Genomic DNA, 13,057 nt, shown 5'->3' on the forward strand with positions numbered 1-13,057 from the left:
TAGTGTTACCTGAATTATAATAAAGCTGGATAACCACCCGCTGAAAAACCAGATATGGGGCAAAGTCCGCAGTACGGGATGGATTAAATATACAAAATTGCGTACCTTGTACGGCCGCGTTTACCCCGGGTAAAAAGCTTCGCCCGATTATAATAGAACAGGTAATGCAATAATAACTAATAAAATAAACCGGGTTTTGCTTTTGATGAGATAACCATATAGTCCATCTTTTTTTGAGATTAATCCATTTTAAAAAGCGGGCAGGCGATTAATTTTACCGCTTGTTCCTGTTAATGTGGATCGACACAAAACCGGGCTAAGATCATCAGCAGAACGACCAATTAAAAATGATGGTAGAAGAAGAGAAACGTATTTTTTTACAGATACACCATACCGATAATGTGTTGGTAGCGCTTACCGACCTGCCAAAAGGAACCGTTATTGAGCATGATGGCATCAGCCTGGTATTGGCGGATGATATAGCCGGTAAGCATAAATTCACTATAACCCCACTCGCCAAAGGGGATGAAATCCACATGTACGGTGTGTTGGTTGGCAAAGCCAGCGAACCCATTGCACAGGGCGGACTTATCTCTACCAAAAACGTGCACCACGCTGCGGATGGATTTAAACTGGGCAGCCGCAAAACGGAGTGGAAACAGCCGGACGTGAGCGATTTTAAAGACCGCACATTTATGGGTTACCACCGGTCTGATGGTTCGGTAGGGACCGCCAATTGCTGGCTGGTTATCCCGCTGGTTTTTTGCGAGAACCGCAACATTAATGTACTGAAGGATGCCTTGCTGGATAAATTGGGCTTTGCCAAACCACGCGGTTACGAAAGCGAAGTAGATCAACTGGTGAGTATGCTGCAAACAGGCAAGTCGGTAGAAGAGATCTTACAGGCCGACCTGCAGATGACGCCCGAAGGCAACGCTACTAAAAAGATCTTCGCCAATGTTGATGGCATAAAATTCCTCAACCATGATATGGGTTGCGGTGGCACCCGCACGGATTCTGACGCGCTTTGCGGACTGTTGGCCGGATATATTACGCACCCCAACGTAGCAGGCGCAACCGTATTAAGCCTGGGCTGCCAGCACGCGCAAGCCAGCATTTTGCAGGATGAGATCGCTAAACGCGACCCGAATTTCTCTAAACCTTTAATGATACTGGAGCAGCAAAAGCTGGGCACCGAAAGCCGCCTGCTGCATGAGGCCTTAAAACAAACTTTTGCCGGGCTTATAGAAGTAAATAAACAACAACGCGAACCCGCGCCGATAAACAAACTCTGCATTGGTTTGGAGTGCGGTGGTTCTGATGGCTTTTCGGGTATATCGGCTAACCCTGTGCTGGGCTATTTATCAGATATTTTGGTGACCCTGGGCGGCAATGTGGTACTGGCAGAGTTCCCCGAACTTTGTGGAGTAGAGCAGGAGCTGAGCGACCGATGCGTAGACGAACCAACCGCCTTAAAATTTATGAACCTGATGAGCACTTATGCCGCCAGGGCAGAAGCAGATGGATCCGGCTTTTACGCCAACCCTTCGCCGGGCAATATCAGGGATGGCTTAATAACCGATGCCATTAAATCGGCAGGGGCAGCAAAAAAAGGGGGCTCGTCACCGGTAACCGCTGTGTTGGATTATCCCGAGAAGGTAACCAAACCGGGGCTTAATTTGCTATGCACGCCAGGCAGCGATGTGGAGAGCACTACCGCAGTAGTTGGCTCGGGTACAAACCTGGTGCTTTTTACAACCGGGCTGGGTACGCCAACGGGCAACCCTATTGCGCCGGTGGTAAAGCTATCTACCAATACCAAATTGTTTAACCGCATGCCCGATATTATCGACTTTAATTGCGGTGCCGTTATAGAAGGCGACGAAAGCATTCAGCAATCGGCACACAGGCTGCTTAATTACGTTATTGAGGTGGCTAATGGCGATATCAAACCAAAAGCGGTACAATTAGGGCAGGACGATTTTATCCCATGGAAAAGGGGTGTTTCATTATAAATCATCAGATAAAGCATGTTTAGCTTAATAAATAAAAGCGCCGTAATAACCGGTGGCGGCAGCGGGATTGGCAGAGCCATAGCCCTGTTGTTTGCCAAACAAGGCGCGCAGGTACACATTATAGAACTGAATGCCGACGCTGCCACAGGTGTGGTGGAAGAAATAGCGGCTGTAGGCGGGCAGGCAAAGGCTTACGCGGCAAACGTTGCGGATCAGCAGGCGGTACTGGGTGTTTTTGTCGAGATAGGTAAAGTGGATATCCTGGTGAATAACGCGGGCATTGCCCATGTAGGTAGCCTGGAGAATACTGCCGAGGCCGATTTGGACCGGATTTACAATGTAAACGTAAAAGGTGCATACAACTGCCTTTTTGCTGCCGTGCCGACCATGAAACAAGCTGGTGGCGGGGTTATCCTCAACATGGCATCTATAGCGGCGCATGTGGGTATTACCGATAGGTTTGCTTACAGCATGAGCAAGGGCGCCATCTTCGCCATTACTTTATCTGTAGCGCGCGATTACATGGCCGATAACATCCGCTGTAACAGCATTTCGCCGGCAAGGGTGCATACGCCATTTGTAGATGGCTTCATCGCCAAAAACTACCCGGGCAAAGAGGATGAAATATTCGAAAAACTATCAAAAAGCCAGCCTATAGGGCGTATGGGCAAGCCGGAGGAAATTGCTTCGCTGGCGCTATACCTGTGTTCGGATGAATCCGGTTTTATCACCGGGATGGATTACCCTATCGACGGGGGCTTTATTACCTTAAATAACTAACAAGAGATGAAACTGATAAGATTTGGCAACGCCGGTGAAGAAAAGGCAGGCGTAAATATAGATGGTGTTAACTACGATGCATCCTTTTTGCAAAGCGATTACGATGAGAAATTCTTCGAACGCGGTGGACTTGCCGAACTGGAAGCTTACGTAAAAGCGCATCAAAGCGAATTAACACCTATCCCGGAAGGCAGCCGTTTGGGCAGCCCTATAGCCAGGCCGTCAAAAATTGTATGCATCGGCCTTAACTATGCCGACCACGCCAAAGAAACCAACGCGGCAACCCCAACTGAGCCTATCATCTTCATGAAAAGCACCACCTCGCTGGTTGGCCCCAATGACGATATTATGGTTCCAAAGAACTCGGTAAAAACGGATTGGGAAGTAGAACTGGCAGTGGTGATCGGCAAAAAAGCATCTTATGTAGACGAGGCCGAAGCAGCGGATTACATTGCAGGTTACGTGTTACACAACGATGTGTCCGAACGCGAGTTTCAACTGGAACGCAACGGCACCTGGGATAAAGGAAAAGGCTGCGATACGTTCGCACCGATGGGGCCGTATTTGGTTACGCCCGATGAGGCAGGTGATGTAGATGCCATGCGCTTATGGTTAACCGTAAACGGTACCAAAATGCAGGACGGCAATACCTCCAACTTCATCTTTAAAGTGCCTTTTGTAATTTATTATATCAGCCAGTTCATGACCCTGTTGCCGGGCGATGTGATCTCTACCGGCACGCCAGCCGGTGTTGGCCTTGGCTTTAAGCCACCGGTTTACCTGAAGCCCGGCGATGTGGTAGAACTGGGTATCGACGGCCTGGGTACTTCGAGGCAGGAAGTAGTGGCCTACGCCAAAGCTTAAGGCATACAGTACAGGACAATTAAATTATATGAATACTGCAGATTTGTAACATGAGAGTAGGTTTGTTCATCCCTTGTTACGTCGACCAGTTTTACCCCAATGCGGCTATTGCCACTTTGGAGCTGCTGGAAAAACTTGGCGTAGAGGTTGGCTATCCGGCACAGCAAACCTGCTGCGGGCAGCCGATGGCAAACTCGGGTTACGAACATTTAACCGGCGGCTGTAACGATCTTTTTGTAGACAACTTCGCGGAATTTGATCACATCGTATCGCCATCGGGCAGTTGCGCCCTTCATATTAAGGAACACCTGCACAGCCACGATAATGAGGAAGCCGCCACCGGCATCCGCAAAAAAATATACGAGCTTACCGAGTTTTTAACCGATGTGCTGAAGGTTGAAAAACTGGATGCTAAGTTCCCGCATCGGGTTGGCCTGCATCAAAGCTGCCACGGGCAGCGCGGGCTTAAACTGGCGCAGATGACGGAGCTTACCGCTTCGCCCTACTCCAAACCCGGTAGTTTATTAAATATGGTAGAAGGTGTGGAGTTGGTGCCGCTAACCCGTAGCGACGAATGCTGCGGCTTTGGCGGTACGTTTTGCGTGGCCGAGGAAGCGGTATCGGCCAAGATGGGGAAAGACAGGGTTGCCGACCATATCCAAAATGGCGCGGAGTACATTACCGCTGCCGACCTCAGTTGCCTCATGCACATGGAAGGCATCCTGAAAAGGCAAAAAAGCGGCGTAAAGGTGATCCACATTGCCGAGATCCTGAACGGTGTAAAGGAAACCGTAGCATGAAAGACCACGCCGAACTATCCGAAGTATTTAATAAAGACGAAAAGCGCGTAGACTGGCACGATGAAACCCTTTGGTTTGTGCGCCAGAAACGTGATAAGGCCTCGCACCAGATCCCTGATTGGGAAGAATTGCGCGAAGCTGCCTCGCAAATAAAACATAATGTACTCTCCGACCTTAGTAATTACCTGGAGCAGTTTGAGCAGCAGGCTATCAACAACGGCATTAGGGTGCACTGGGCGGCTGATGCAAAAGAGCATAACAAGATCGTTCACAGTATTCTAAAACGGCATGGCATCAGCCAGATGGTGAAAAGTAAATCCATGCTGACGGAGGAATGCCACCTTAATCATTACCTCGAAGAGCAGGGCATTAACGTGGTAGATTCCGACCTGGGCGAACTCATCGTGCAGTTGGCCAAAGAACCACCAAGCCATATTGTACTGCCCTGTATCCACAAAAAAAAGGAAGAAATAGGCGATATATTCCACGAATTTTTAGGCAGCGCCAAAGGCGAGGCCGACCCACAGGTATTGACCGAAACTGCCCGTATCCATTTGCGTAACACTTTCTTATCCCGCAGGGCAGCGCTCACCGGCGTTAACTTCGCGGTAGCAGAAACCGGCGAGTTTGTGGTTTGTACCAACGAGGGTAACGCTGATATGGGCGCGCATCTTTCAGATGTACATATCGCAAGCATGGGGATAGAAAAACTGATCCCTAAACGCAAGGATCTCGGCGTATTTCTGCGCCTGCTTACCCGAAGCGCTACCGGGCAACCCATCACCACTTACAGCAGCCATTTTAAACGCCCAAGGCCGGGGCAGGAGATGCATATTGTGTTGGTTGATAACGGCCGCAGCATACAATTGGGGCGTGAGGATTTTCGCAATTCGCTTAAATGTATCCGTTGCGGAGCGTGTATGAATACTTGCCCGGTTTACCGGCGCAGCGGGGGGCATAGCTACCATACGGCGGTTGCTGGTCCGATAGGCTCTATCCTTGCGCCGAACCTGGATATGAAACAATATGCCGATCTGCCCTTTGCGTCCACGCTATGCGGGTCCTGCAGTAATGTTTGTCCGGTTAAGATTGATATCCACGAGCAGCTTTATAAATGGCGGCAGGTAATTGTAAAGGAAGGCTACGGCGATAAAAAGAAAGCCGCTGCCATGCAGGCGATGGCCTATACGCTGTCCTCACCAAAGGTTTACCGCTTGGCCGGTAAGGCAGGCCGTTGGGTGATGAAGCATACGCCTTTCGCGGTGAATAACCCGCTAAACCCCTGGTACAAGCAACGCGACATGCCCGATCCTCCGAAGGAATCATTCGGGGAGTGGTATAGGAGGAACAGAGAGTAGTGAGTTGTGAGTAGTGAGAATAGACATGCAAGAGGCAATCTGATAAAATAAATTCGACATTGAACATTCGAAATTCGAAATGAATAGCCGTGATAAAATATTAGCAAATGTACGCCGTAGCCAGCCGCCTTTGGTGGCTGCGCCGGATATTGCCGTGTGGGAAGAAAAGGCCACCGCGAAAGGCGCCTTGCTGGAAACTTTTGCTACGGTTGCCGGCAATGTGGGCAGCAGGGTGGTGCTTGTTGATAGCATTGCCGATCTGAAAGCGCATTTGGTTATTGCACCCCGCGCACGGGTGTTAACCTCCATCCCCGGGTTATTGGATATTGCTAAAAATGCCGCCTTGTTTGCCAACAACGCCCCGCATGAGATGGAGAACGTAGAGCTGGCCATTTTGCAGGCGGAATTTGGGGTTGCCGAGAACAGCGCTCTTTGGGTTACCGAAAAACAAATGGGCACCCGTGTGCTGCCTTTTATTTGCCAGCATTTGGCGCTGGTGGTAAAGTCGACAGATATTGTGCCCGATATGCACGCCGCCTATCTGCGTACCCAGGGTACCGACCATGGCTTCGCCGCCTTCATTGCTGGTCCCTCAAAAACAGCCGATATTGAACAATCTTTGGTGCTCGGCGCGCACGGGCCAAGGAGTTTGAGCATATTTGTTTTAACGGATTGATTTTAGGTTTTTATCATTTTGACTGTGCAGGTTGCTTAATCCTTTTAGCAGCATCAAAAAAGAAGAAAACGCCCTTTCATTTAACCAATAAAAATAGAATATTTGTCTAACCTTAAAATTATGAAAATCCTTCGTGTCCTACTCCTTACGGCGCTTGTGGCTACCGGCTTTTGTGCCCATGCTAAAGTTGTTCTGTCTTCTGCATTTTCCGATAATATGGTGCTGCAGCAAAAAACAAAAGCCGCTATTTGGGGCAAGGCAGATCCCGGTAAAACGATAAGCGTCACCGCTGCCTGGAGCAGTAAGCGCTACACAACGGTAGCCGGTGCCGATGGTAAATGGAAGATAATGTTGGCTACGCCATCTTACGGCGGCCCTTATGATATTACCGTTTCTGACGGCGAAGCCGTTACGCTAAAAAATGTATTGATAGGCGAGGTATGGATCTGCTCCGGGCAAAGCAATATGGAGTTCCCGGTTTCGGGCTGGTCGCAGGTGGTAAATTACCAGCAGGAACTGGCCGATGCGCAATACCCTAATATACGCCTGTTACAGGTAGAGCATGTGGTAAGTACCGTTCCGCTTGATGATGCTAAAATAACCGGCGGCGGCTGGCAGCCCTGCACCCCGCAAACGGTGGCGCAGTTTTCGGCGGTGGCTTATTTTTTTGCAAGAGATATTTATAAAAAGACCGGCATCCCGATAGGCTTGATCCATTCCTCATGGGGTGGCACTATTGTAGAAGCATGGACCAGCGAGAACACCGTAAAGCAGCTACCTGACCTTGCCAAAGCTTACCACACCATGAAAACCCTTAGTAAAGAGCAAAGCCTTGCCCTGTATAATACCGAAGTGGCAGCCTGGCAAACAGCCATTATAACGAAGGATGGCGGCTACCAAAACGGCGTACCTGTTTGGGCCGCGCCAAGTATTGATACCGCCGGATGGAAAACCGTGCAATTACCCGGCTCCTGGGAAACCTCTATACTGCCCGATTTTGACGGCATCGTATGGTTCCGTAAAACGATAACCATCCCCGAAAGCTGGGCCGGTAAACCTGTGCAGGTAAGTTTAGGCGCTATTGATGATGCCGATATCACTTTCTTAAATGGAGAAAAAATAGGCGAAACCAACTTTTATGCCGCGCCGCGTAACTATGTGGTCCCGGCAGAAAAGGTAAAAGCGGGTGAGTTTGTACTGGCTGTGCGTGCTTTTGATACCGGCGGCGATGGCGGCTTTACCGGCAAAAAAGGCGTAATGTTTATACAAAGCGGCACCGACCGCATCCAACTGGATGGCGCATGGCAATATAAGGCAGCGGTAGATTTTAAAGGCTTCCCTTCGCCGGTATTTAACGATGGGCCAAACCGGCCATCTGTATTGTACAACGCGATGATAAACCCCTTTATACAATACGCGGTAAAAGGCGCCATTTGGTACCAGGGCGAGGCAAACACCAACAGGGCGCAGCAATATGCAGAACTGTTCCCGGCTTTAATAAACGATTGGTGCCGCGATTGGAACAACCCAAAAATGTCTTTCTACTTTGTGCAACTGGCCAATTTTATGCCGGCTATTCCGCAACCCATGCCCTCTGCCTGGGCCGAGCTGCGCGATGTGCAATCTGGTACCCTGGCCCTGCCAAACACCGGCATGGCTGTGGCCATAGATATTGGCGAAGGCGCTGATATCCACCCCAAAAACAAACAAGAGGTTGGCCGTCGGCTGGCGCTTATTGCCCTGGCAAAAAACTACGGACAAAGCGACGTTTATACAGGTCCGGTTTACAAATCTTCTAAAATTATTGGCAGTGCTATCAGCATAAAATTAAAAAACGCCGAAGGACTTAACGCCAAAGGCGGCGGTGCCCTTACCGGTTTTATAATAGCCGGTGCCGACCAAAAGTTTTACTGGGCCGATGCCGTAATCGATGGTGATAAAGTAACGGTAAGCAGCCCGAATGTGAAAAACCCGGTTGCGGTAAGGTACGCCTGGGCCAATAACCCGGTTTGTAATTTAGTTAACGGGGCGGGGTTGCCCGCATCACCGTTCCGTACGGATAGCTGGCAGTATAGCACTTTCGGCAAAAAATAAGCGCTATTTTTTAACGTAGCACTTTTGATAGCTCAGGGGGCTTTTCCCGGTTATCTCTTTAAAATATTTATGGAAGCTGGCGAAATTATAAAAGCCGCTTTCATAACATATTTCCTTCACGTTCATCTGGTTGTTGATGAGGAGTTTACAGGCACTGCCAACCCTTATCTCGTTAATAAAGCGTGAGTAGGTTTTTTTGCTGCGTGATTTAAAATATTTACAAAACGAATTTGGGCTGATATTGGCAACCGCAGCTATCTCGTCCAGCGTTATCTTCTTTTTGAAATTTACGATAGAGTAGTTGTAAATAGCGTTGATGCGGTCTTTCTCCGATTCCTGGAAATTATGCGCGAAACCCAATGATGCCAATATATTGTTCTCCCCGCTGCCGGCAATGGCAAGCAACACTTCCATTAGCAGGATAATTTTACGAGGGCCCTCGGCAAATACCACTTGTTCTACCAGGCTGCCCACCTTAGTAAGGTTAGCGCCGGTTATTTGTATACCCCGCTTAGATTTATTCAGGATGTTTTTGATCTCCTTATTTTCTGGAAGCTCCAGGAACTGGTCGCCCCAAAAGTTCTCATTAAAATGCACCACGCTTACATCCGCCGTAAGATCGGCGTCACCATGGAAATACACCTCGTCAAACTGCCAGTAATGCGGCAGGTTAGAGCCAACCAGCACCACATCGCCGGTGTTGAACTGGGTGATACAATCGCCGATAAATTGGGTGCCGCTGCCTTTTTTAAAGTAAACCAGCTCAACTTCGGGGTGGTAGTGCCAATGGTTATTTACATTGGGCCTGTTATCGCGCCGTGCATTGAACGACTGCACCAGGTTTGTGGATACTTTTAATAGTTGGGGCTTCATTGGCGTATATTGGTTGGATGAATGTACAAAAATTCAACATTAAAGTTGCAAAACCTGCATATGTTTTTAATGAAATACAATATCGCTTAATATTTTGATCAAAGAATAAAATGTTGCGCCTGCAACAAAGCCTATACTTGTATAGTAAAAAACCAATTATACCCACCGTACCGGCATCTTTTTCAATTATGGATCTACAGCTAAAGGACAAAGTAATTATTGTAACAGGGGGTGCCCGTGGTATAGGCAAAGGCATAGCGGTGCTGCTGGCGAAGGAGGGGGCTATTTCCGTAATTATCAGCCGTACCGAAGCGGAGAATTTAAAAACGCTGAACGAAATTACTACTGCGGGCGGCAAGGCTTTTCATTTTGTGGCAGAACTATCAAACCCGGATGCCTGTCGCCAGGCGGTTGAAAAAGTAGTGGCCGACTTGGGCCGGATAGACGGCCTGGTGAATAACGCAGGCGAGAATGATGGCGTGGGCCTGCAAAACGGCGGCTATGAAAAATTTATGGCTTCGCTGCATAAAAACCTGGTACATTATTATTTAATAGCACATTATGCCTTGCCCGAGTTGATCAAATCACAGGGTAGTATCCTTAATATCACCTCAAAAGTGGCAGATACAGGGCAGGGCGGTACATCGGCCTACGCGGCTGCCAACGGGGGACGCAACGCTTTAACGAGGGAATGGGCGGTGGAACTTTTACCTCACAATATCCGGGTAAACGCCCTTGTAGTAGCCGAATGCTATACACCGCTTTACGAGCGCTGGCTAAGCACCCTGCAAAACCCAGAGGAAAAACTGGCATCCATTGTAAAAAACATCCCGCTTGGCAACCGTATGACCACGGTGGAGGAGATCGCCAATACAGCAGCGTTTTTGCTGTCACCGGTTTCCAGCCATACTACCGGGCAAATAGTTTATGTGGATGGCGGTTATGTACATTTAGACAGATCAATTTAAACACTCACGATAATTCTGATGAAAGCCATCTCCACCCTGAACCTGAAATTTGCTGCCCTCGCAATTTGCATCAGCAGTTTGTTTTTTGCGGGGAATGCCTCCGCGCAAAACTTAAAGCTATGGGATAATAAACCCGCTAAAGACTGGATGACCGATGCTTACCCCATTGGCAACGGCCGCATAGGCGGGATGGTGTTCGGTGGTGTATCAAGCGAGCATATTCAGTTTAACGATATAAGCCTGTGGACCGGCGACGAAAAAGAGACCGGAGCATACCAGGCCTTTGGCGATCTGTACATTGGGTTTAACACCCCGGATACCATCACCACCAATTACCGCCGCGAACTGGATATCAGCAAATCGCTGATGCATATCGGTTATAATACCGATGCCGGTTATAAGCGCGAGTATTTTTGCAGTTTCCCGGATAAAGTAATGGTGCTGCACTACACGGCTGATAAGCCGGGCGCGTATGTATCTGCCACTATCCGGTTAAGCGATGCCCATAAAGGCGTAATTACTGCTGATGGTGCTACGCTGAACATCAACGGGAAGCTGGAGAATGGCGAAGTGTACAGCGCCACCGCTAAAATTATTTTGGATGGCGGCAAGGTAAACATCGGTACCGATGGGAATGGCGGCACTCAATTAAGCATCAGTAAGGCAAACGGGTTTACCATACTACTGTCTGCCGCTACCGATTACAGCAACAAACGCGAAAATAAATGGAAGGGCGAGGACCCGGCTATAAAAGTTAAAGGCATTATTGCAGCAGCATCCGCCAAAACCTACCCGCAATTACTGGCAAGGCATATTGCCGATTACCAGTCATTATTTGGCAGGGTATCAATAAACCTCGGCAATAAAAAAGCCGCGCAAAGTACCGTGCCGACCTATCAGCAAATTCTGAATTATAAAAAAACGGGCGATACGCAGCTGGAGGCGCTGCTTTTTCAATACGGGCGATACCTGCTTATCGGTTCATCCCGCAAGGGCGGCCTGCCGGCCAACCTGCAGGGGCTTTGGAATAACAGCAATAACCCGCCATGGCGCAGCGATTATCACTCCAATATCAATATACAAATGAATTACTGGCTGGCGGAGCCTACCAACTTGTCGGAGTGCCACTTCCCCTATCTCGATTATATCAACAGTCAAAGGGCGGTGAAAACCGAAAGCACAGCCAAAGAATACCCCCATACCCGCGGCTGGACGGTGCGGACAGAGAACGGCATCTTCGGCGGATCCAGCTATTTGTGGAACACGCCGGGCAGTGCCTGGTACGCGCAGGCGCTTTGGGAGCATTACGCTTTTACGAAAGAAAAAGAATATCTCAAAAACTTCGCTTACCCTATCCTCAAAGAGATCTCGGAATTTTGGGACGACCATTTAAAACGCCGAGACGATGGTACCTTGGTATCGCCATTAGGCTGGTCGCCGGAGCATGGGCCAACGGAGGATGGCGTAACTTACGACCAGGAAATTGTGTACGACCTGTTTACCAATTATCTATCAGCAGCGGATATATTGGGGTTGGATAAGCCATACCGCACGCACATCGCATCCTTAAAAGAACATCTGCTGAAACCAAGAATTGGCAAATGGGGCCAGTTACAGGAATGGGAAACCGACCGCGACGACCCTAAAGATACGCATCGCCACGCCTCGCACCTGTTTGCCCTGCACCCGGGCAGGCAGATCAGCGTTATCACCACACCGGACCTGGCCAAAGCGGCCAAAATAAGTCTGCTGGCCCGTGGCGACGAATCTACGGGTTGGAGTATGGCCTGGAAAATGAACTTTTGGGCCCGCCTGCAGGATGGCGACCATGCGCACACCATCCTCAATAACTTTATAACGCTGGTTGGCGGGGGAGGTGTTGATTACAACCACGGCGGGGGCATTTATGCCAACCTTTTTTGCGCGCACCCACCGTTCCAGATAGATGGAAACTTTGGCTATACCGCCGGCGTTGCCGAAATGTTATTGCAAAGCCAGGCCGGAGAAATTCAGCTATTACCTGCTTTGCCAAAGGCCTGGGCAGATGGCAGCGTACAGGGCCTGCGTGCCCGCGGCAATTTCGAAATAAGCAATATGGAATGGAAGGCAGGCAAGGTGGTGAAGGTATCTATCAAATCGTTATCGGGCGGCGATTGTATTATACGAAGCGCAAATAAACTAAAGTTGACCGGCGCAGGTAAATCTAATAGTAATGGTAGCGGTATGCAGGTAATAAATCTTAAAACTGCGGCGGGCAAAACGTACGAGTTTACCGGTATATAAGCGCGATATTTAAAAAAGGCTGCGGCGAAGCCCCCCGGCCCGAGAAAGATGTAAATTATTTATAGAAAAATTGAAGTTTAAATACCTGAAATTCAACGCGCCGCCCCTTACTAAAGCTCTTTTTGACCGGAACGGACAAACTAAATTGAAAAAAAACTTTCCGTTTTTAAAAAAAACGCTACATTTGCAAACCTTAAACGGAGCGGTATCATAGCTCAGTCGGTAGAGCAAAGGACTGAAAATCCTTGTGTCGCTGGTTCGATCCCAGCTGATACCACGGAACTGGACAAGGATGAAAATTCATCTTTTGTCCAGTTTTTTTTTGCCCGTAACTTTTTGTTAATCA

Annotated in this window: 10 protein-coding genes and 1 tRNA gene; 10 read left to right on the forward strand and 1 reads right to left on the reverse strand. The window is 48.9% G+C overall.

The window, feature by feature from the left end:
- Positions 1-350: 350 nt before the first annotated feature.
- From ABIX36_RS18945 to ABIX36_RS18975, 7 genes are all read left to right on the forward strand, one after another.
- On the forward strand, positions 351-2,015 hold the full coding sequence (locus tag ABIX36_RS18945; protein WP_348083794.1) for an altronate dehydratase family protein: 1,665 nt from the start codon (positions 351-353) through the stop codon (positions 2,013-2,015).
- Between the two features lie 15 nt (positions 2,016-2,030).
- On the forward strand, positions 2,031-2,795 hold the full coding sequence (locus ABIX36_RS18950; RefSeq protein ID WP_348083739.1) for a glucose 1-dehydrogenase: 765 nt from the start codon (positions 2,031-2,033) through the stop codon (positions 2,793-2,795).
- A gap of 6 nt (positions 2,796-2,801) precedes the next feature.
- The gene (locus tag ABIX36_RS18955) at positions 2,802-3,659 is read left to right on the forward strand and encodes a fumarylacetoacetate hydrolase family protein (protein ID WP_348083740.1); all 858 of its coding nucleotides are present in this window, start codon (positions 2,802-2,804) and stop codon (positions 3,657-3,659) included.
- A 50-nt stretch (positions 3,660-3,709) separates the two neighbouring features.
- Positions 3,710-4,459 carry a (Fe-S)-binding protein gene (locus tag ABIX36_RS18960; RefSeq protein WP_348083741.1) on the forward strand — a complete coding sequence of 250 codons (750 nt, stop codon included), beginning with the start codon at positions 3,710-3,712 and terminating at the stop codon, positions 4,457-4,459.
- Positions 4,456-5,817, forward strand: a complete 1,362-nt coding sequence (locus ABIX36_RS18965) for a lactate utilization protein B (RefSeq protein ID WP_348083742.1) — start codon at positions 4,456-4,458, stop codon at positions 5,815-5,817. Before ABIX36_RS18960 ends, ABIX36_RS18965 begins: the two co-directional genes overlap by 4 nt.
- 79 nt (positions 5,818-5,896) lie before the next feature.
- Positions 5,897-6,493 carry an LUD domain-containing protein gene (locus tag ABIX36_RS18970; RefSeq protein WP_348083743.1) on the forward strand — a complete coding sequence of 199 codons (597 nt, stop codon included), beginning with the start codon at positions 5,897-5,899 and terminating at the stop codon, positions 6,491-6,493.
- Positions 6,494-6,613: 120 nt separating this feature from the next.
- Positions 6,614-8,587, forward strand: coding sequence for a sialate O-acetylesterase (locus ABIX36_RS18975; protein ID WP_348083744.1), 1,974 nt, complete (start codon positions 6,614-6,616; stop codon positions 8,585-8,587).
- A 3-nt stretch (positions 8,588-8,590) separates the two neighbouring features.
- Here ABIX36_RS18975 and ABIX36_RS18980 read toward each other — a convergent pair whose 3' ends face one another.
- Positions 8,591-9,460, reverse strand: a complete 870-nt coding sequence (locus ABIX36_RS18980) for a helix-turn-helix domain-containing protein (protein WP_348083745.1) — start codon at positions 9,458-9,460, stop codon at positions 8,591-8,593.
- A gap of 188 nt (positions 9,461-9,648) precedes the next feature.
- Between ABIX36_RS18980 and ABIX36_RS18985 the strand changes: the two genes are divergently transcribed.
- The 3 genes from ABIX36_RS18985 (at position 9,649) to ABIX36_RS18995 (ending at position 12,988) form a co-directional block, all read left to right on the forward strand.
- Complete coding sequence (locus tag ABIX36_RS18985) at positions 9,649-10,428, forward strand: SDR family oxidoreductase (protein ID WP_348083746.1); 780 nt, start codon at positions 9,649-9,651, stop codon at positions 10,426-10,428.
- 18 nt (positions 10,429-10,446) lie between these two features.
- Positions 10,447-12,711 carry a glycoside hydrolase family 95 protein gene (locus tag ABIX36_RS18990; RefSeq protein WP_348083747.1) on the forward strand — a complete coding sequence of 755 codons (2,265 nt, stop codon included), beginning with the start codon at positions 10,447-10,449 and terminating at the stop codon, positions 12,709-12,711.
- 204 nt (positions 12,712-12,915) lie between these two features.
- Positions 12,916-12,988, forward strand: a tRNA-Phe gene (locus tag ABIX36_RS18995).
- Positions 12,989-13,057: the final 69 nt, after the last annotated feature.

It is taken from the genome of Mucilaginibacter sp., from assembly GCF_039925265.1.
Lineage (GTDB): Bacteria > Bacteroidota > Bacteroidia > Sphingobacteriales > Sphingobacteriaceae > Mucilaginibacter.

Bases quoted from the DNA above. Each gene is read 5' to 3' on its own strand.
- ABIX36_RS18985 (WP_348083746.1), top strand. From the start codon at position 9,649: ATGGATCTACAGCTAAAGGACAAAGTAATTATTGTAACAGGGGGTGCC.
- ABIX36_RS18980 (WP_348083745.1), bottom strand. From the start codon at position 9,460: ATGAAGCCCCAACTATTAAAAGTATCCACAAACCTGGTGCAGTCGTTC.
- ABIX36_RS18950 (WP_348083739.1), top strand. From the start codon at position 2,031: ATGTTTAGCTTAATAAATAAAAGCGCCGTAATAACCGGTGGCGGCAGC.
- ABIX36_RS18945 (WP_348083794.1), top strand. From the start codon at position 351: ATGGTAGAAGAAGAGAAACGTATTTTTTTACAGATACACCATACCGAT.
- ABIX36_RS18965 (WP_348083742.1), top strand. From the start codon at position 4,456: ATGAAAGACCACGCCGAACTATCCGAAGTATTTAATAAAGACGAAAAG.
- ABIX36_RS18975 (WP_348083744.1), top strand. From the start codon at position 6,614: ATGAAAATCCTTCGTGTCCTACTCCTTACGGCGCTTGTGGCTACCGGC.
- ABIX36_RS18955 (WP_348083740.1), top strand. From the start codon at position 2,802: ATGAAACTGATAAGATTTGGCAACGCCGGTGAAGAAAAGGCAGGCGTA.
- ABIX36_RS18990 (WP_348083747.1), top strand. From the start codon at position 10,447: ATGAAAGCCATCTCCACCCTGAACCTGAAATTTGCTGCCCTCGCAATT.
- ABIX36_RS18970 (WP_348083743.1), top strand. From the start codon at position 5,897: ATGAATAGCCGTGATAAAATATTAGCAAATGTACGCCGTAGCCAGCCG.
- ABIX36_RS18960 (WP_348083741.1), top strand. From the start codon at position 3,710: ATGAGAGTAGGTTTGTTCATCCCTTGTTACGTCGACCAGTTTTACCCC.